This window comes from Variovorax sp. V93 (genome assembly GCF_041154485.1).
Taxonomy (GTDB): Bacteria; Pseudomonadota; Gammaproteobacteria; order Burkholderiales; family Burkholderiaceae_C; genus Variovorax; species Variovorax beijingensis_A.
This window is the reverse complement of sequence record NZ_AP028669.1, coordinates 2,349,680-2,367,087: the sequence shown is the minus strand read 5'-3', so window position 1 is coordinate 2,367,087 and position 17,408 is coordinate 2,349,680. Positions and strand designations below refer to the sequence as shown.

Below are 17,408 nucleotides of genomic sequence, written 5' to 3'. Positions count from 1 at the left end.
CACGGAATGTCAGCCCGCGGGCCTCTAGACTTGCCCGCTCACCGGCGAACGGCGATGTCCGCGCTTGCCTGCCGCTCCCACCTCCGTCGAGATGGACGACACCACGGCGGCCCATTCCTCCGGACTGAGCAGCAGCGCCGTGTGCGAATGCAACAGCGTGTCTTCCTTGTCCAGATGCGCGGACATCAATTGCCGGTGCTGCCGCAGCAACGCGTCGGCCTCCGCGGCCGCGCCCGTGGCGCCGGATTCGGCGCGCTCCAGGAGGATCTTTGCCTGTGCAAGGAAGCCGTTGCAGCACTCGCTCTCGGAATCGAGCTGGTCGAGAAGCCCGTCGGCCTCGCTCGACCTGCCGCGCAGCGTTCTCAGCATGACAACGCCCTTGGGGCGGTGCGTTGTTTCTTCGAAGGCCTGAAGCCGCTCGATGGCTTCGATGACCGACCTTGCCCGCTGCCGGACGCCCGCTTCGCCCCCTGCCTTCATCGCCGTTTCGAGGCGAGCCAGCAACTCCCGGGTGCGAACGTGCTCGGCGCGCAAGATGGCCCACGCGCATTCGGCCGCCAACATGCTTCACTCCTTCGGAGCCGCGAACGGCTCCAGGCTTGCCTGTGAAATTGAGCCTTTAACGCGATGGTTCTACGCCGTTGCGGCCGCCGCTGCAAGCCGCGCCGGTGCATATGCGCACTGCGCCTACAGCGTGGCGGCCCGAATGCCGATGAGGCGCTGCCGCAGGCGCAGCAGCGAGGTCGGTCAGACCGACCACTTCTCCAGCAGCTTCTCGGCGCCGAGCGAGTCGTAGCCTTCGAAGGGCTGGTGGATCCACGGGTTGGTCGGCAGGTACTCGACCGAGTAGTCGGGCGTGAAGGTCGACAGTGCCTTGGTCCAGATCACCGCGCTGCGCAGTTCGGTGATCGGCCTGTAGTTGTTGCGCAGCATGTCCATCACCGCATGCAGCGTGTGGCCCGAATCGGCCAGGTCGTCCACCAGCAGCACCCTGCCCGCGATCTCGCCCTTGGGCGTGGTGATGAAGCGCGCGATGTCCAGGTGCCCCTGCACCGTGCCGGCATCGGCGCGGTACGAACTGGTCGACATGATCGCGAGCGGCTTGTCGAAGATGCGCGAAAGCACGTCGCCGGGCCGCATGCCGCCGCGCGCAAGGCACAGGATGGTGTCGAACTGCCAGCCCGACTGGTGGATCTTGATCGCGAGCTTCTCGATCAGGTTGTGGTACTCGTCGTAGCTGACGTAGAGATGCTTGCCGTCTTCGGTCAACATGGTGGGGGTTCGTTCCTGTTCAGTCCGCGAGATAGGGGTGGCGCATCATGATCGTGTGGTCGCGATCGGGGCTCGTGGAAACCATGTGGATCGGCACGCCCGTGATCTGCTCGATGCGCTGCAGGTAGAGCCGCGCATTCACGGGCAGCTTGTCGTACTGCGTGACGCCGACGGTGCTTTCGCTCCAGCCTTCGAGGGTCTCGTAGATGGGCGTGCAGCGCTCGATCTCGTCGGCCCCCATGGGCAGGATGTCGGTGGTCTCGCCGTCGAGCTCGTAGCCGGTGCACAGCTCGAGCTTTTCGAGCCCGTCGAGCACGTCGAGCTTGGTGATGCACAGGCCCGACAGCCCGTTGACCTGCGCCGAGCGCTTGAGCAGCGCGGCGTCGAACCAGCCGCAGCGGCGGCTGCGGCCCGTGGTGACGCCCTTTTCTGCGCCCACGGTGCTCATGTGGTAGCCCGGCGTGCCCGGCGTGGCCCAGTCGAGTTCCGTGGGGAACGGACCGCCGCCCACGCGCGTGCAGTAGGCCTTGGTGATGCCCAGGATGTAGTGCAGCATGCCCGGACCCACGCCCGAGCCCGCGGCGGCATTGCCGGCCACGCAGTTGCTCGAAGTGACGTAGGGGTAGGTGCCGTGGTCGACGTCGAGCAGCGTGCCCTGCGCGCCTTCGAACAGCAGGTTGGCACCGGCCTTGTGCGCGTCGTTCAGCTCGCGCGACACGTCGGCCATCATCGGCTTGAGCAGCACGGCGTGGCGCATGGCCTCGTCGAACACCAGGTCGAAGTCGATGGCGGGCGCACCGAGCACCTGCGTCAGCACATGGTTGTGCAGGTCGAGCAGCACGCGCAGCTTGGTTGCGAAGCGCTCGGGGTGCTTCAGGTCCTGCACGCGCAGCGCGCGGCGCGCGATCTTGTCTTCGTAGGCCGGGCCGATGCCGCGGCCGGTGGTGCCGATCTTCTCGACGCCGCCCTTTTCGCGGTACGTTTCGCGTGCGATGTCGAGGGCCGCGTGGAAAGGCAGGATCAGCGGGCAGGCCTCGCTGATGCGCAGGCGCGAACGCACTTCGACGCCGGCCTTCTCGAGCCCTTCGATTTCCTCGAACAGCTTGGCAGCCGACAGCACCACGCCGTTGCCGATGTAGCACTTGACGCCGGGCCGCATGATGCCGCTCGGGATCAGGTGCAGCGCGGTCTTCACGCCGTTGATGACCAGCGTGTGGCCCGCGTTGTGGCCGCCCTGGAAGCGGACCACGCCCTGGGCGCTTTCCGTCAGCCAGTCGACCAGCTTGCCCTTGCCTTCATCGCCCCACTGGGTGCCGACGACGACCACGTTTCTTCCGGTGGTTACGCTCATGCTCGTTCCATTACTTCAAAAATTCAGAGGGCTCGGACTTGCCACTGCCCGGCGTGCTCGACGAGCTCGCGGTCGCAATGGAATTCATCGATTTCGCTGCCGTGGCCCGGCAGCGCGCAGACCACGATCTCGCCGGCCCTGCGCAGCCCGGCAATGGCCTCGCGCAGGCCGGCCGCGTCGCTCCAGGGCGCGCGGATGGCTGCGCGCAGCGGACGCGCCGGCAGCACGCCGACCAGTTCGCGCACGTCCAGGCTGAAGCCGACCGCCGGCCGGTTGCGGCCGAACACGGCGCCGACTTCGTCGTAGCGGCCGCCGCGCACCAGCGCATCGGCCGCGCCCGGCACGTAGATGCCGAAGCGCATGCCGCTGTAGTAGGCGTAGCCGCGCAGGTCGGCCAGGTCGAAGCTGATCTGGCGCGCCGGCCCGGCGCCGAGGCTCGCGGCCAGCTGCTTCAATCCGGCCAGCGCCGCGCTCACCGCCGGCGTGCCCTTGAGGGCCTTGGCGGCCTCGTCGAGCACCGACGCATCGCCATAAAGCTGGACCAGTGCGCGCAGGCCATCGCGCGACGCAGCCGGGAAATCGCGCGTGAGCGCGTGCAGTTCGCTCGCATCCTTGGCAACCAGCGCCGCGTGCACGCGCGCCAGCACGGTGGCATCGACCGGCACGCCGGCGAACAGCGCCCGCACGATGCGCGCGTCGGCCAGGTCGACGATCACGCCGTCGCTCAGGCCCGACGCATGCAGGCAATCGAGCGCCAGCAGCAGCACTTCGGTGTCGGCCTCGAGCCCCGCATGGCCATAGATCTCGGCCCCGAACTGCAGCGGCTCGCGGGTGGCGTGCGGCCGGTCGGGGCGGGTGTGCAGCACTGGTCCGCAGTAGCACAGCCGTGCCACGCCTTCGCGGTTCAGCAGGTGGGCGTCGATGCGCGCCACCTGGGGCGTGGTGTCGGCCCTGAGGCCCATGCTGCGGCCGGAGAGCTGGTCGACCAGCTTAAAGGTTTGGAGGTCGAGCGCCTCGCCGGTGCCGGACAGCAGCGACTCGAGGTGCTCGAGCAGCGGCGGCATCACCAGCTCGTAGCCATAGCCACGGGCGGTATCGAGCAGCTGGCGTCGAAGTTCTTCGATGTGGCGCGCCTCGGAAGGCAGCACATCGGCAATGTGATCCGGGAGGACCCAGGCGGACATGGGGATCGGGGGCGTGGTTAAACCGGGATTCTACCGGGCCGCGCTACCCCAGCAGCCAAAGAAGGGCCAAACCCAGCAAGATGCTGCAAAGTCCGAAGAAGCGCAGTTGGCCGTCGCGCAGCTGCATGAGCTGCCCGAAGCCGCGCCGCCACCCGCCCGGCGAGACGAAAGGCAGGATGCCCTCGATCACCAGGACGAGCGCCAGCGCACTCCAGAAGGTCTCGGCGCTCACGGCTCCAGGACCGACTTAGCGGCGGGGAGCGTTGCCCGGCGTGCCCGAGCTTTGCATGGCCCGGAAGAAGTCCGAGGATGGGTCAAGCACCATCACGTCGCTCTTCTTGTTGAAGCTTTGCTTGTAGGCCTCGAGGCTGCGATAGAACTGTGCGAACTGCGGGTCGCGGCCAAAGGCCTCGCTGTACGCAGCAGCAGCCTGGGCATCGCCCTCGCCCTTGATCTTCTGGGCATCGCGGTAGGCGTTCGCCACGATCACTTCGCGCTGGCGGTCGGCGTCGGCGCGGATCTTTTCACCTTCAGCCGTACCGGTCGAACGCAGTTCATTGGCCACGCGCTTGCGCTCGGCCTCCATCCGGCGGTAGACCGATTCGGTGATGGCTTCCACATAGTCCACGCGCGTGATGCGCACGTCGACCACGTCCACGCCCCAGGGCTTGGAGCCCTTCACCACGGCCAGCACTTCGCGCTGCACGTCGGCCATGAGCGCTTCGCGGCGCACCGAGATCAGGTCGCGCACAGTGCGCTTGTTGATGTTTTCCTGGAAGGCATTGCGCACCACGCGGTTGAGCTGGGTGGCGCCCGCGTTTTCGTCGAGGCCGACGTTCCGGATGTAGGCCTGCGGATCGGTGATGCGCCAGCGCACGTACCAATCGATCACCACGCGCTGCTTCTCGGCCGTGAGCATCGGCTCGGTGTCGAGGCTGGAGAGCGTGAGCAGCCGCTTGTCGATGTACGACACGTTCTGGAACGGTGGCGGCAGCTTGAAGTTGAGGCCCGGCTCGGTAATGACGCTCTTGATCTGGCCCAGGGCATAGACCACGCCGAACTGGCGCTGGTCGACCACGAAGAGGGTCGAGCTCAGCAGCACGAGCAAGACGAGGATCGACGAGGCGATGAATCCGATTCTGTTCATGTTTTTCCTGGCCTTTTCAACGCACGTCGCGGTCACGCGAACGGCCATCGCGGGCGCGGCTCTCGCTCGATGGCGGCACCACCGGAATCACCGACGACTGGGCGGGCGCGGTCCCCGCCACGCTGGGACTGGCCGCATCGACCGGCGTTGCGGCCGGGTTGTTGCCGCTCAGCTGCATGAGCTTGTCCAGCGGCAGGTACAGCAGGTTGGAGCCTTGCTTGGTATCGACCAGCACCTTGGTGGTGCTGGCGTAGATCTGCTGCATGGCGTCGGTGTACATGCGGTCGCGCGTCACCTGCGGCGCCTTCTGGTATTCGGCCAGCACCGCACTGAAGCGGCCGGCATCGCCCTGTGCCTGTGCGACGATGCGCGCCTTGTAGGCTTCGGACTCTTCCTTGAGACGCGAGGATGTACCGGCGGCAAGCGGGATGACCTGGTTGGCGTAGGCCTGGGCATCGTTCTTGGTGCGCTCGCGCTCCTGGCCGGCCTTGAGCACGTCGTCGAACGCTGCCTGCACCTGCTCGGGAGGACGCACCCCCCCCTGCTGCAGGTTGATGCCGACCACTTCGACACCGATCTTGTAGCGGTCGAGGATGGTTTGCATCAATTGCCGCACGCGCGGAGCGATCTGGTCGCGCTCCTCGGCCAGCGCCGCATCCATCTTCATCTTGCCGACCACTTCGCGCACGGAGCTCTCGGCCACCTGCACGATGGTTTCGGCCGGCGACTTGCTCTCGTAGAGCCAGGCCTGCGCATTGCTCAGGCGGTACTGCACGGCGAACTTGATTTCGACGATGTTCTCGTCTTCGGTCAGCATGGCCGACTCGCGCAGGCCGGTCGAACGCACGATCGCGTCGCGGCCGACGTCGGTCGATCGGATCTGCGTGACCACCACCACTTCGTGGCGCTGGATGGGATACGGCAGGCGCCAGTTGAAGCCGGCATTCACCGTCGACTTGTAGCGGCCGAACTGCGTCACCACGGCCTGCTGGCCTTCGTTCACGATGAAGAAGCCGGTCCCGAGCCAGATGAGAACGGCAACCGCTGCCACCAGTCCGAGGCCGAAGCCGGCATTCTTCATGTCCGGCCGATAGCCGTTGCCGCCACCGCCATTGCCGCCGGTGGGACGATTGCCGCCGCCCTTGCCGCCGAAGAAGCCGCCCAGCTTGCGGTTGAGGTCGCGCCAGAGTTCATCGAGGTCGGGCGGCCCCTGGTTCGGGCCCTGGCCGCGAGGGCGGTTGCCGTTGTTGTTGCCCGAGGGTGGTGGCGTCGGCGCGCCCGGCGGGTCTGCGTCGGGAGGCCGGTTGCCGGTTGGGCGGTCGCCGTTGGACGACGGCTCGTCGCCACGGCCCCATCGGCCATCGTTCAGGTTGAACATGCCCAGAAACCCTCTCCACGCTGGCTTTGCATTCATTCGCTTCGTTCTCTTGTCAGTGGCGGGATTGTGCCCAATCAATTGGCGGTGTCGTGCAATTCAGTGTCGGCCTCTGGGGTCATCGCGTCGCCCAGGGAGCCCGACCGGCGGGCCAGCTCGGCGCGCAGCAGGGGCAGGCCCTCGCCGCTGCGGGCGCTGAGGAAGATGCGCGGAACCCGCACGCCGTCGACTTCCATGTCGTCCTGCAGATGCAGCGGGTGCTGCGCAGTTTCAAGGGCATCGAGCTTGTTGAACACCAGAAGCTGCGCAACAGAGTCGGCGCCGATGTCGCGAAGAACGGACTGCACCTCGGCCATCTGCTCCGGGTAATGCGGATTGGAGGCGTCCACCACGTGCAGCAGCAAGTCGGCATCGACGGCCTCCTGCAGCGTGGCCTTGAAGGCATCGACCAGCCCGTGCGGCAGTTCGCGGATGAAGCCGACGGTGTCGGAAATCGAGACCTGCCTGCGGGCGTCGCCCAGGTAGAGGTTGCGCGTGGTGGTGTCGAGCGTGGCAAAGAGCTGGTCGGCCGCATAGGCGCGGGCCTTGACCAGCGCATTGAACAGCGAGGACTTGCCGGCGTTGGTATAGCCCACGAGCGAGATGTTGAAGGTCTCGCGGCGCTCGCGCTGGCGGCGCTGCGTGCCACGCTGCTTCTGCACCTTGGCCAGGCGCTCGCGCGTGCGCTTGATCGATTCGCTGATCATCCGGCGGTCGAGTTCGATCTGCTTTTCACCGGGGCCGCCGCGCACGCCCGCGCCGCCCGTCTGGCGCTCGAGGTGGGACCAGCGGCGAACCAGGCGCGTGCTCAGGTATTGCAGCCGAGCCAGTTCGACCTGCAGCTTGCCCTCGTGGGAGCGGGCGCGCTGGGCGAAGATCTCGAGGATGAGGAAGGTGCGGTCGTACACCGCCACGTCGAGCTGGCGCTCGAGGTTGCGCTGCTGCGCCGGGCTCAGCGACTGGTCGAAGATGACCTCGCTGGCCTGGTGCATGGCGGCCAGTTCCTTGATTTCTTCGGCCTTGCCGCTGCCGACGAACAGGGCCGCGTCGGGCGCCTTGCGCTTGCAGACGAGGCGCGCGACAGGCGCGAGGCCCGCGGTCTGCGCGAGCAGGCCGAGTTCCTCGAGTTCGCTGTCGAAATGGGGCAACCCGAAATCGACGCCGACGAGAACGGCGGCGCCTTCCTGGCGGGAGTTCAATTCAGACAAGCGGGATCAATATGGAAAAAGCGCGGCGGGGTTAGCCGCCGCGCTCCGCGCGATCAGGCTGCGGCGTCGTCGTTCTCGGCAGCCGAGAAGTTGACGGCACGACCCGGCACGATGGTGGAGATGGCGTGCTTGTAGACCATTTGCGTCACCGTGTTGCGAAGCAGCACGACATACTGGTCGAAAGACTCGATCTGGCCCTGCAGCTTGATACCGTTCACCAAATAAATGGAGACCGGCACATGCTCGCGACGCAGGGTGTTCAGAAACGGGTCTTGTAGAAGTTGCCCTTTATTGCTCACGATATTCTCCGTGTTCAAGAGTAGTTGTTGGAGAGATGACCTTAACACAGGGTTTCTGCGCTGCAGCAATCAGGGTCAAAAGCCTTTGAAAAATAACGTCTCTCAAAAGGCGGAACTTTCGACCCGGCCATGGCTCATCGGCCGCCATCGGCAGCCAAGCGTGCTCAATCGTCCTTGTCCGCAAAGGGATTTTGCGAGCTTTTGAACTGGATGCGCAAGGGCGTACCCACGAGGTCGAATTCCTTGCGGAAGCGCCCTTCGAGAAAGCGCTTGTAGGCCTCGGTGACGTGCTCCAGCGAATTGCCGTGGATGATGATCACCGGTGGATTCATGCCGCCCTGGTGCGCATAGCGCAGCTTGGGCCGGAACATGCCCGCGCGCTTGGGCGACTGGAACTGCACCGCCTCCAGCAGCAGCCGGGTCAGCACGGGCGTCGACATCTTCCGCGTGGCCGACTTGTGGGCCTGTGCTATGGCCTGCCACACCGGCCCGAGGCCCTGGCGCTTGATGGCCGAGATGAAATGCAGCGACGCGAACTTGAGGAACGGCAGCCGGGTCTCGATCTGGCGCTGGATCTGCTCGCGCTGGTAGCTGTCGACCGCGTCCCACTTGTTGATGGCAATCACCACCGCGCGGCCGCTTTCGAGGATGTAGCCGGCAATGTGCGCATCCTGGTCGGTCACGCCCTGCGTGGCATCGAGCAGCAGCAGCACGACGTTGGCCGACTCGATGGCCTGCAGCGTCTTGACCACCGAGAACTTCTCGATCGCCTCGAACACCTTGCCCTTGCGGCGCAGGCCGGCGGTGTCGATCAGTTCGAAGCGCTGGCCGTTGCGCTCGAACGGCACCGAGATGGCGTCGCGCGTGGTACCCGGTAAGTCGAACGCCACCAGTCGCTCTTCGCCGAGCCAGGTGTTGATCAGCGTGGACTTGCCGACGTTCGGCCGTCCGGCCACCGCCAGCTTGATGGGCTTGTTGACGTCGTCCTCGTCCGCCTCGTCGTCGGGATCGGGCAGGTTCAGCGGCGCGAGCGCCAGCTCGACCAGGTCGCGCATGCCCTGCCCGTGCGCTGCGGACACGCCATGCACGTCGCCAAAGCCGAGTTCGTAGAAATCGACCAGCTTGGTGCCGTCGTGCATGCCTTCGGCCTTGTTGGCCGCCAGCACGCAGGGCTTGCCGAGCCGGCGCAGTTCGTTGGCAATGTCGTGGTCCTGCGCCGAAAGGCCTTCGCGCGCATCGACCACGAAGATCACGACATCGGCCTCGGCCACGGCCTGCCGCGTCTGCTTGGCCATTTCCTTGTAGATGCCGCTGCCCGCATCGGGCTCGAAGCCGCCGGTGTCGATCACGATGAACTCGTGCTTGCCCAGGCGGCCGTTGCCATAGTGGCGGTCGCGCGTGAGTCCGGCAAAGTCGGCGACGATGGCGTCGCGCGTCTGCGTCAGGCGGTTGAAGAGGGTCGACTTGCCGACGTTGGGCCGCCCGACCAGGGCCACGACCGGCTTCATGGCCGGCCTTTCAGGGGCGCGGTTTTCATGGTCGGGCCTTGCAAAGAGTTATTCAGGGCGATATCCAAACACACCGCCGTTGGCGGTCACCACGACCACCGTGTTGCCGGCCATCACCGGGGTGACGCCAATGGCGGAGCCATCGGGCGTGACGCGATTGAGAAGCGCACCGTCTTCGCGCGAGACGAAGTGCAGCGTTCCGTTGTCCTCGCCGATCACCAGCGAGCGGCCCACCGCGAGCGGCCCGGTCAGGACGCGGTTCTTGAAGCGGGTCGACTGCCAGGCCCGCTCGCCATCGGCGCGGCGCCAGGCCACGACGCTGCCGTCGGACTCGGTGCCGTAGACGAAGCCCTCGTCGCCGCTGACGCCCTCGGCGCCCACCGCAGGCTTGCTCCAGAGCAACTGGCCGCGCAAGGTGTCGACGCAGCCGACGTTGGCGTAGTAGGCACGCGCGCACACCGTGTCGCCGACGCGGCTCACGCTGCCGGTCAGGTCGACCAGGCGCTCCACGTCGTTGGTGCCGCGCGGCGCGGCAATGGGCGCTTCCCAGCGCGAGGTGCCGTTGGCCGGGTTGATGCCGACCAGCCGGCCGCCGATGCCCGAGATCAGCGTATCGCCCACGGCGATCAGCACGCCCGACTTCTTGAGCACGAGGTTTTCCGCCGTGCGCTGCTGCAGCCAGAGGCGGCGGCCGCTCTGGCCATCCCAGGCGCTGATGCTGCGGTCGGCGGTCTGCACGAAGACGCGGCGGCCGGCCACCAGCGGTGCGGTAAAGGCCTGGGCCGAGAGCCGCTGCTTCCACAGGACCTTGCCGCCTTCGATGGCCACGAGTTCGTTGTCGGTGGTGACCACCGCGGCCAGCGAACCGTCGCTGCCGACGCCGGCTGCGAGCTTGGCGCCCGCGTTCGCGCGCCAGCTTTCGCGGCCGGCACGGGCGTCGATGGCCACCACGGTGCCGTCGCTGCCGGCCACGGTGACGATGTCGCCGCTGACGTCGGTGGCCAGCGGGAAGCCCACGGCCGGGATGCGCACGCTCCAGGCCTGGCGCACGCCGAACAACGCGGGGTTGGCGGGCAGTTCGGCCGGCTTGGGCTTGCTGGTGCCCGAGCAGGCTGCCAGCATCGCGGCCAGGACAATGGCCGAACCTGCACGCAGGACGGACGACTCAGGCATGAAACGCTTGAAATTCATAGTGCGATCAGGAATTTTTGGGGGCTGCCGGCGTGACCGTGATCACAGGTGCCAGGCTCTTCGGATCGACGCCGGCGGCGTTGAGCTTGAATTCGACCAGGCGCCGGTAATCGGACGCCGTGCCAAGGCCGGTCCAGGCCTTGCGGTATTCGGCCTGCGCTTCGGCGCGCTTGCCCTGGGCCATGTAGATGTCGCCCTTGCGATCGGCCACGAGCGGCTCGAACTCCTTGGGCACGTCGCCCGAGAGCTGCTTGAGCGCTTCGTCGTAGGACTTGCTGTCGAGCAGCTCGGCTGCCAGCCGAAGCTTGGCAACGGCCTTGTAGCCCGGATCGACCGCGCTTTGCGCAACCCAGCCGAGTGCCGCCTGCGAGGCCTCGAGCTTGCCCTTCTCGTACAGCGCCTTGGCGGCCAGCAGGCCAGCCTGCTGCGCATAGGCGGTGCCGGCGAAGCGTTCCTTCATGTCGCCCAGCACGCGCTGGATGCGTTCCACGTCGCCGGACTGCGTGCTGCGCTCGACCTCGTCGTAGAGCGCCGCGGCCTGCGCCGCCTTGTTGCGCTGGAAATACTGCCAGCCGTTCCAGGCCACGAAGGCCCCGGCCACGAGCAACACCACCCAGGTGATCAGGGTGCCGTAGGTGTTCCAGAAATGCTTGAGCTGGTCGAGCTGTTCCTGTTCGTCGAGATCGAGATGGGTTGCCATGCGTGTCAGATGTTGGAAGCCGGCGATTGTAGGGTGGCGGCCCAGGTGGCCACCTCGGCGAGCGGCCGCGCCACCTGTTCAGCGCCGCCCTCGCGCAGCGATTTGATGGTGACTTCGCCACGCGACAGCTCGTCTTCGCCAAAGATCAGCGCATAGCGCGCTCCGCTCGCGTCGGCCTTCTTGAACTGCGCCTTCATGCTGCCGCCGCCAGCATGCTGCAGCACGCTGACCCCGGCGGCGCGCAACTGCTCGAGCACGGCCATGACCTGCGGCAGCGCGGCCGCCACCGGGACGACCGCGTAGGCCGCGGGCGCCGCGGCGGGCACCGGCAGGCGGAGTTCCTGGATCAGCAGCAGCAGCCGCTCGATGCCCAAGCCGAAGCCGACGGCCGGTGCAGGCTTGCCGCCCATCTGTCCGATGAGGCCGTCATAGCGCCCTCCTCCGCAGACGGTGCCCTGAGAGCCGAGCTGGTCGGTGACCCACTCGAAGACCGTCAGGTTGTAATAGTCCATCCCGCGCACCAGGCGCGGGTTGACGCGGTAGGCCAGCCCCGCGGCGTCGAGCACGGCACGCACCGCATCGAAGTGCGCGCGCGACTCCTCGCCGAGGAAGTCCATCAGCTGGGGGGCGGCCTCCACCACTGCCTGCATGGCGGGATTCTTGGTATCGAGGATACGCAGCGGATTGCTGTGCAGGCGCCGCTGCGCGTCGGCATCGAGCACGTCGGCATGCGCCTCGAAATGGCGGATCAGCGCTTCGCGGTGCGCCTGGCGTTCGGCCGGCTGGCCCAGGCTGTTGATCTCCAGGCGCACGTGCTCGCCCTCCACCAGCCCGAGCTCGCGCCACAGCGCCCGCACCATGAGGATCAGCTCGGCGTCCACGTCCGGGCCGGGAAAGCCCAGCGCCTCGACGTCGAGCTGGTGGAACTGGCGGTAGCGCCCCTTCTGGGGACGCTCGTGGCGGAACATCGGCCCCATCGTCCACAGGCGCAGCGGGCCGTTGTAGAGCGCGTTGTGCTCGACCATGGCACGCACGATGCCGGCGGTGGCCTCGGGCCGAAGCGTGAGCTTGTCGCCGTTCATCGCATCGGTGAAGGAGTACATCTCCTTCTCGACGATGTCGGTCACCTCGCCCAGTCCGCGCACGAACAGCGCCGTGGGCTCGACCACCGGCGTCAGCATGTACTGGTAGCCGTAGCGGGCCAGGAGCCCGCGCACCGTCTGCTCGAACCACGACCAGAGGGCCGAATCGGGCAGGCGGTCGATGCGCGGCACGCTCGCCGGCAATATGTCGTTCATGCCTTTGACGGCATTGATCTTGTCAGCCATGGGAGAAAGTGGTCAGGCGACGTCGGCAGCCTGGTGCTGGCCGAAGCGCTTTTGAATGTAGGTTTCGACGAGCTGGTGAAACTCGTTGGCGATATTGTCGCCGCGCAGCGTGAGCGCCTTTTCGCCGTCGATGAAGACCGGGGCGGCGGGCGCCTCGCCGGTGCCGGGCAGGCTGATGCCGATGTCGGCGTGCTTGCTCTCGCCGGGGCCGTTGACAATGCAGCCCATCACGGCCACCTTCAGCGTCTCGACGCCCGGGTACTTCTTGCGCCAGACCGGCATCTGCAGACGCAGGTAGTCGTCGATCTGCTTGGCCAGTTCCTGGAAGGTGGTGCTCGTGGTGCGGCCGCAGCCCGGGCAGGCGGTGACGCTCGGCACGAACACGCGCAGGCCCAGCGCCTGCAGGATCTCGTTGGCGATCAGCACCTCCTGCGTGCGCGACTCCCCCGGCTGCGGCGTGAGCGACACGCGAATGGTGTCGCCGATGCCCTCCTGCAGCAGGATGGAAAGCGCCGTGGCCGATGCCACCGTGCCCTTGGTGCCCATGCCGGCCTCGGTGAGCCCCAGGTGCAGCGGATAGTCGCAGCGCTTCGCGAGTTCGCGGTAGACCGAAATCAGGTCCTGCACGCCGCTCACCTTGCACGACAGGATGATCTGGTTGCCGGCCATGCCCATCGATTCGGCGAGCTTGGCGGATTCGATGGCCGAGGTGATGAGCGCCTCGTACATCACCTGCTTCGCATCCCACGGCTCGGCGCGCTGGCTGTTGGTGTCCATCAGGCTGGCCAGCAGTTCCTGGTCGAGGCTGCCCCAGTTGACGCCGATGCGCACCGGCTTGTTCCAGCGCATGGCCGCATCGATCATCTGGCCGAACTGGCGATCGCGCTTGTCGCCCTTGCCCACGTTGCCGGGATTGATGCGGTACTTGCTCAGCGCCTCGGCGCAGGCCGGATAGTCGGTGAGCAGGCGGTGGCCGTTGTAGTGGAAGTCGCCGATCAGCGGCACGTCGATGCCCATGCGGTCGAGCTGCTCGCGGATGTACGGCACCTGGGCCGCCGCCTCCGGCGTGTTGACGGTGATGCGCACCATCTCCGAACCCGCAATGGCGAGCTCCTTCACCTGGATGGCCGTGCCGACGGCATCGACGGTGTCGGTGTTGGTCATGGACTGCACCCGCACGGGCGCATCGCCGCCCACCGTCACGGTGCGCGGTCCCCAGACCACCTGGGCCTGGCGCGAACGGCGCGCCTTGGGCGCCGCCGATTCGATGGGTTGTGGAGCGCAATCGGTCACGATTTCACCTCGAAACGCGCCACGCCGCCGCCGCGCGTGACAGGCTTCAGATCGTAGGGCTTTCCGTGCACCTGCACATCGACCGCCGATGCACGCCCCACCACCACCGACAGCGGCAGCGTTCCCGACAACGCCACCGTTTCGCCAGCCTGCAGGCTGCGGCGCAGCAGCTGCTTGCCGCCGGCTTCGGTGACGGTGATCCAGCATTCCTCGCGCGCGACGAAGACCAGCTGCTGGCTGCTGGCAGGTGCCGCGGCAACGGCAGCAGGCGAAGCCGCTGCCACAGCGGTCGCGCTGCCCGCCGGCGGAGCTGCCGCGGAGGGCGCGCCCGGCGCCGCGGGTGCAGCCGATGTCGGGGGGACCACCGGCGACACCGGCGCGTTCTCGACCACGACGGACGGTCCGCCCGAAGCCGGCGCAGCCGCCGGTGCCTCGGCCGCAGCACTGGTGTCGCCATCGCCACGCGATGTCCAGCGCGACACCGAGGCCCCGACCTGGTCGAACACCGACTGGGGCAGCCAGAACAGCACGGCCGCGCCAACCAGCAGCAGCCCCACCACCGTCAGCAACGCGCGCGACGGAAGCCCGCTGGAGCGCCCGCCATTCCAGCGCGGCGTTCCGGAAACGATATTGCCCTTGAGCGTGCGGTCGGCATCGGCCAGCGCCGCACGCTGCGCGCCCGGCAGCTTTGCGAGCACCGGACCGGGATCGATGCGCAGGGCTCGGCAGACACTGCTGGCCAGGGCCCGCGCAAAGACCGGGTCGGGCAGCGAAGCGATGTCGTCCGCCTCGAGTGCAATGAGCTTCTGCGGCGGCACCTTGAGCGCCGCGGCCACCATTTCGATGTGCAGGCCGTGCGCCTCGCGCGCTTCGCGGAGCATGTCGCCGGCTGTCTTGTGCGTGATGTCGCCTTCCCCGAGCGGCAGTGCCGCGGAAGTGCCGAACTCCGAAACCCGTTCAGTCATTGAAATTCCCGCGCTCGTACGCTATTGCCTCCCGGGACTGCGGGAAGCGCCGCTGCAGTTGCCCTCCCAACTGCGCCACTGCTTCGCGGTTGTTGAGCCGTCGTTCGATCTTGATGCCGAGCCAGAGCGTCTCGGCGCTGGCCGAAGGGCTGTTGTTGACGCGGCGGATGTAGAACTGCGCACGCGACCACTCCTCGCGCTGCGCCAGCAGCGAGGCCAGGTTGAATCCGACCACCGGATTTCCGGCGTCGATCTCGTAGGCCTTCATGAGGCTGCGCTCCGCCTCGGCACGCTGGCCCGCCCTGAGCTGGCAGACGCCCTGGGTCATCAGCGTCTTGGGGCGGTCGGTGTAGCTCGGCATCGCCAGGGCCTCGGTGAACTGCTGGGCTGCGTCGCCATAGCGGTTCTGCTGGCACAGCAGCCAGCCATAGTTGTGGCGCGTGTTGGGATCGCGCGGATTGATGGCAATGGCACGGCGGAAGCTGTCTTCCGCCAGCCCGGGGTCTTCCAGGCGCATGTAGACCAGGCCGCGCAGGTTGTAGGCGTCTGCGTAGTTGGGATCGGCGACCAGCGCTTGCTTGATCTCGTCGAGCGCCACGGTGGTCTGGCCTTGCTCGAAGTAGCCGGCCGCGAGCTCCATGCGAAGGCGCGCGCGGCGCTGCCGGCTGCTCTCGTCGGACTCGGTCACGATCTCGGCACCCTTGCCCGAACTGGTGTCGGCCAGGCTGGTGGTGGTGGTTCGCGTGTTGACACAGCCCGCAAGCAGAAACGCCGCGGCGACGCCGGCAAAGCTTGCAGCCAGAAGCCGCTGCGCGCTCGCGGTCGTCATCGGAAAGGCCATCCTCATTAGGTCAATGCTCCTGGGGGGCGGTCTTGCGAACCGGATGCAGAACAACGGTGCGCTCGGAGACTCGGCGCTGGGCCATGCGTTCGGCCGCGCGCGTACGGTCCTTGACGTCGCCGGCCAGTTGTCCGCAGGCCGCATCGATGTCGTCGCCGCGCGTCTTGCGCACGGTGGTCACGAGGCCAGCCTCGCTCAGCGCCCTGGCAAAGGCCAGGACCCGCGGCTGCGGCGAACGCAGCAGCCCCGAAGCCGGAAACGGATTGAACGGAATCAGGTTGAACTTGCACGAGATGTTGTGGCTGCGCACGAGCTCCACCAGCTGCCGCGCATGCTCGGGCTGGTCGTTGACGCCATCGAGCATGCAGTACTCGAAGGTGATGAAGTCGCGCGGCGCATGCGCCAGGTAACGCTTGCAGGCCTCGAGCAGCTCGGCGATCGGATACTTGCGGTTGAGCGGCACGAGGTCGTCGCGCAGCGCATCGTTGGGTGCATGCAGCGACACGGCCATGGCCACCGGGCAATCGGCGCCCAGGCGATCGATCATCGGCACGACACCGGAGGTCGAGACGGTCACGCGGCGGCGCGACAGCCCGTAGGCGTTGTCGTCGAGCATGGTGCGCAGCGCCGGCACCAGCGCGGTGTAGTTCTGCAGCGGCTCGCCCATGCCCATCATCACCACGTTGGAGATGACGCGGTCGTCGCGCTTCAGATGCTTGCGCAGGAAATGTTCGGCAAACCAGAGCTGGGCGACGATTTCGCCCGTGCTCAGGTTGCGGCTGAAGCCCTGGTGCCCCGTGGAGCAGAAGCGGCAACCTACCGCGCAGCCGGCCTGGGACGACACGCACAGCGTGCCGCGGTCGTCCTCGGGAATGAATACGGCTTCGACGGCATTGCCGTCGCCGACGTCGAACAGCCACTTGATCGTGCCGTCCTTGGATTCGTGCTGCGTGATGACCGGCAAGGCCTCGACGCGAGCGGTGGTGGCGAGCTTTTCGCGCAGCGACTTGGCCAGATCGGTCATCTGGGCGAAGTCGCTGGCGCCACGCTGGTGGATCCAGCGGAACAGCTGCGTGGCGCGGAACCGTTTCTCGCCGAGCTTTTCGCAGAACGCAGCCAGCCCCTCGAGATCGAATTCGAGCAGGTTGGCCGTGGTCATGAAATCAGCTGGCGCGCGGCTTCAGCGCGCGTAGACGTTGAGGCCGGCGAAGAAGAACGCCACTTCGTTGGCGGCGGTTTCGGGCGCATCCGAACCGTGCACGGCGTTGGCATCGATGCTGTCGGCGAAGTCGGCGCGGATGGTGCCCGGGGCCGCCTTCTTGGGGTCCGTGGCGCCCATCAGGTCGCGGTTCTTGGCGATGGCGTTCTCGCCTTCGAGCACTTGCACGAACACCGGGCCGGAGATCATGAAATCGACCAGGTCCTTGAAGAACGGACGTTCCTTGTGGACCGCGTAGAACTGCTCGGCTTCGTTGCGCGACAGGTGCACGAGCTTGGCGGCGACGATCTTGAGGCCGGCAGCTTCGAAGCGGGAAACGATCTTGCCGATGACGTTCTTGGCGACGGCGTCGGGCTTGATGATGGAAAGGGTACGTTCGATAGCCATTGAAGTGCTTCCTGAGCTTTGATTTTGAAGTGATTTGTCACAATTGCAACAAACATGTTGCATCGTAAGTCGACAAAGCCTCTGATTTTAACCGGCGCAGC

Annotated in this window: 18 protein-coding genes; all 18 read right to left on the bottom strand. The window is 66.8% G+C overall.

The features are described 5' to 3' along the window. Positions 1 to 24: 24 nt before the first annotated feature. Entirely contained in the window at positions 25 to 564 is a 540-nt protein-coding gene (locus ACAM54_RS11160) for a hemerythrin domain-containing protein (RefSeq protein ID WP_369650717.1), read from the bottom strand. Between the two features lie 183 nt (positions 565 to 747). Further along, positions 748 to 1,272, bottom strand: a complete 525-nt coding sequence (locus ACAM54_RS11155) for a phosphoribosyltransferase (protein WP_145743445.1) — start codon at positions 1,270 to 1,272, stop codon at positions 748 to 750. 19 nt (positions 1,273 to 1,291) lie between these two features. Next, positions 1,292 to 2,623 carry an adenylosuccinate synthase gene (locus tag ACAM54_RS11150; protein ID WP_021006985.1) on the bottom strand — a complete coding sequence of 444 codons (1,332 nt, stop codon included), beginning with the start codon at positions 2,621 to 2,623 and terminating at the stop codon, positions 1,292 to 1,294. Positions 2,624 to 2,646: 23 nt separating this feature from the next. Beyond that, complete coding sequence (locus ACAM54_RS11145) at positions 2,647 to 3,807, bottom strand: ATP phosphoribosyltransferase regulatory subunit (protein ID WP_369650716.1); 1,161 nt, start codon at positions 3,805 to 3,807, stop codon at positions 2,647 to 2,649. A gap of 43 nt (positions 3,808 to 3,850) precedes the next feature. Then, complete coding sequence (locus tag ACAM54_RS11140) at positions 3,851 to 4,039, bottom strand: DUF2065 domain-containing protein (protein WP_145743441.1); 189 nt, start codon at positions 4,037 to 4,039, stop codon at positions 3,851 to 3,853. 15 nt (positions 4,040 to 4,054) lie between these two features. Further along, positions 4,055 to 4,954, bottom strand: coding sequence for a protease modulator HflC (gene hflC, locus ACAM54_RS11135; RefSeq protein ID WP_145743439.1), 900 nt, complete (start codon positions 4,952 to 4,954; stop codon positions 4,055 to 4,057). Positions 4,955 to 4,970: 16 nt separating this feature from the next. Continuing rightward, positions 4,971 to 6,332 (bottom strand): FtsH protease activity modulator HflK, encoded by a 1,362-nt coding sequence (gene hflK / locus ACAM54_RS11130; RefSeq protein ID WP_369650715.1) that lies wholly within the window; start codon positions 6,330 to 6,332, stop codon positions 4,971 to 4,973. A 74-nt stretch (positions 6,333 to 6,406) separates the two neighbouring features. Then, complete coding sequence (hflX, locus tag ACAM54_RS11125; protein ID WP_369650714.1) at positions 6,407 to 7,576, bottom strand: GTPase HflX; 1,170 nt, start codon at positions 7,574 to 7,576, stop codon at positions 6,407 to 6,409. A 53-nt stretch (positions 7,577 to 7,629) separates the two neighbouring features. Next, positions 7,630 to 7,893 carry an RNA chaperone Hfq gene (hfq, locus tag ACAM54_RS11120; RefSeq protein ID WP_018902784.1) on the bottom strand — a complete coding sequence of 88 codons (264 nt, stop codon included), beginning with the start codon at positions 7,891 to 7,893 and terminating at the stop codon, positions 7,630 to 7,632. 146 nt (positions 7,894 to 8,039) lie between these two features. After that, a complete protein-coding gene (der, locus tag ACAM54_RS11115) occupies positions 8,040 to 9,383 on the bottom strand; it encodes a ribosome biogenesis GTPase Der (protein WP_018902785.1) in 1,344 nt (447 codons plus the stop codon). Between the two features lie 48 nt (positions 9,384 to 9,431). Continuing rightward, positions 9,432 to 10,574 (bottom strand): outer membrane protein assembly factor BamB, encoded by a 1,143-nt coding sequence (gene bamB / locus ACAM54_RS11110; RefSeq protein ID WP_369650713.1) that lies wholly within the window; start codon positions 10,572 to 10,574, stop codon positions 9,432 to 9,434. Between the two features lie 7 nt (positions 10,575 to 10,581). Next, complete coding sequence (locus ACAM54_RS11105; RefSeq protein ID WP_369650712.1) at positions 10,582 to 11,274, bottom strand: YfgM family protein; 693 nt, start codon at positions 11,272 to 11,274, stop codon at positions 10,582 to 10,584. Positions 11,275 to 11,279: 5 nt separating this feature from the next. Continuing rightward, a complete protein-coding gene (gene hisS / locus ACAM54_RS11100) occupies positions 11,280 to 12,602 on the bottom strand; it encodes a histidine--tRNA ligase (protein WP_145743429.1) in 1,323 nt (440 codons plus the stop codon). 12 nt (positions 12,603 to 12,614) lie between these two features. Beyond that, positions 12,615 to 13,895, bottom strand: coding sequence for a flavodoxin-dependent (E)-4-hydroxy-3-methylbut-2-enyl-diphosphate synthase (gene ispG / locus ACAM54_RS11095; RefSeq protein WP_369650711.1), 1,281 nt, complete (start codon positions 13,893 to 13,895; stop codon positions 12,615 to 12,617). After that, positions 13,892 to 14,860, bottom strand: coding sequence for a helix-turn-helix domain-containing protein (locus tag ACAM54_RS11090; protein ID WP_369650710.1), 969 nt, complete (start codon positions 14,858 to 14,860; stop codon positions 13,892 to 13,894). The genes ispG and ACAM54_RS11090 overlap by 4 nt, the downstream gene beginning before the upstream one ends. Then, entirely contained in the window at positions 14,853 to 15,707 is an 855-nt protein-coding gene (pilW, locus tag ACAM54_RS11085; RefSeq protein ID WP_307698656.1) for a type IV pilus biogenesis/stability protein PilW, read from the bottom strand. The genes ACAM54_RS11090 and pilW overlap by 8 nt, the downstream gene beginning before the upstream one ends. A gap of 4 nt (positions 15,708 to 15,711) precedes the next feature. Beyond that, positions 15,712 to 16,860, bottom strand: coding sequence for a 23S rRNA (adenine(2503)-C(2))-methyltransferase RlmN (gene rlmN / locus ACAM54_RS11080; RefSeq protein WP_369650709.1), 1,149 nt, complete (start codon positions 16,858 to 16,860; stop codon positions 15,712 to 15,714). A gap of 21 nt (positions 16,861 to 16,881) precedes the next feature. Continuing rightward, the gene (gene ndk / locus ACAM54_RS11075; RefSeq protein WP_021006972.1) at positions 16,882 to 17,307 is read right to left on the bottom strand and encodes a nucleoside-diphosphate kinase; all 426 of its coding nucleotides are present in this window, start codon (positions 17,305 to 17,307) and stop codon (positions 16,882 to 16,884) included. Positions 17,308 to 17,408 lie beyond the last annotated feature (101 nt).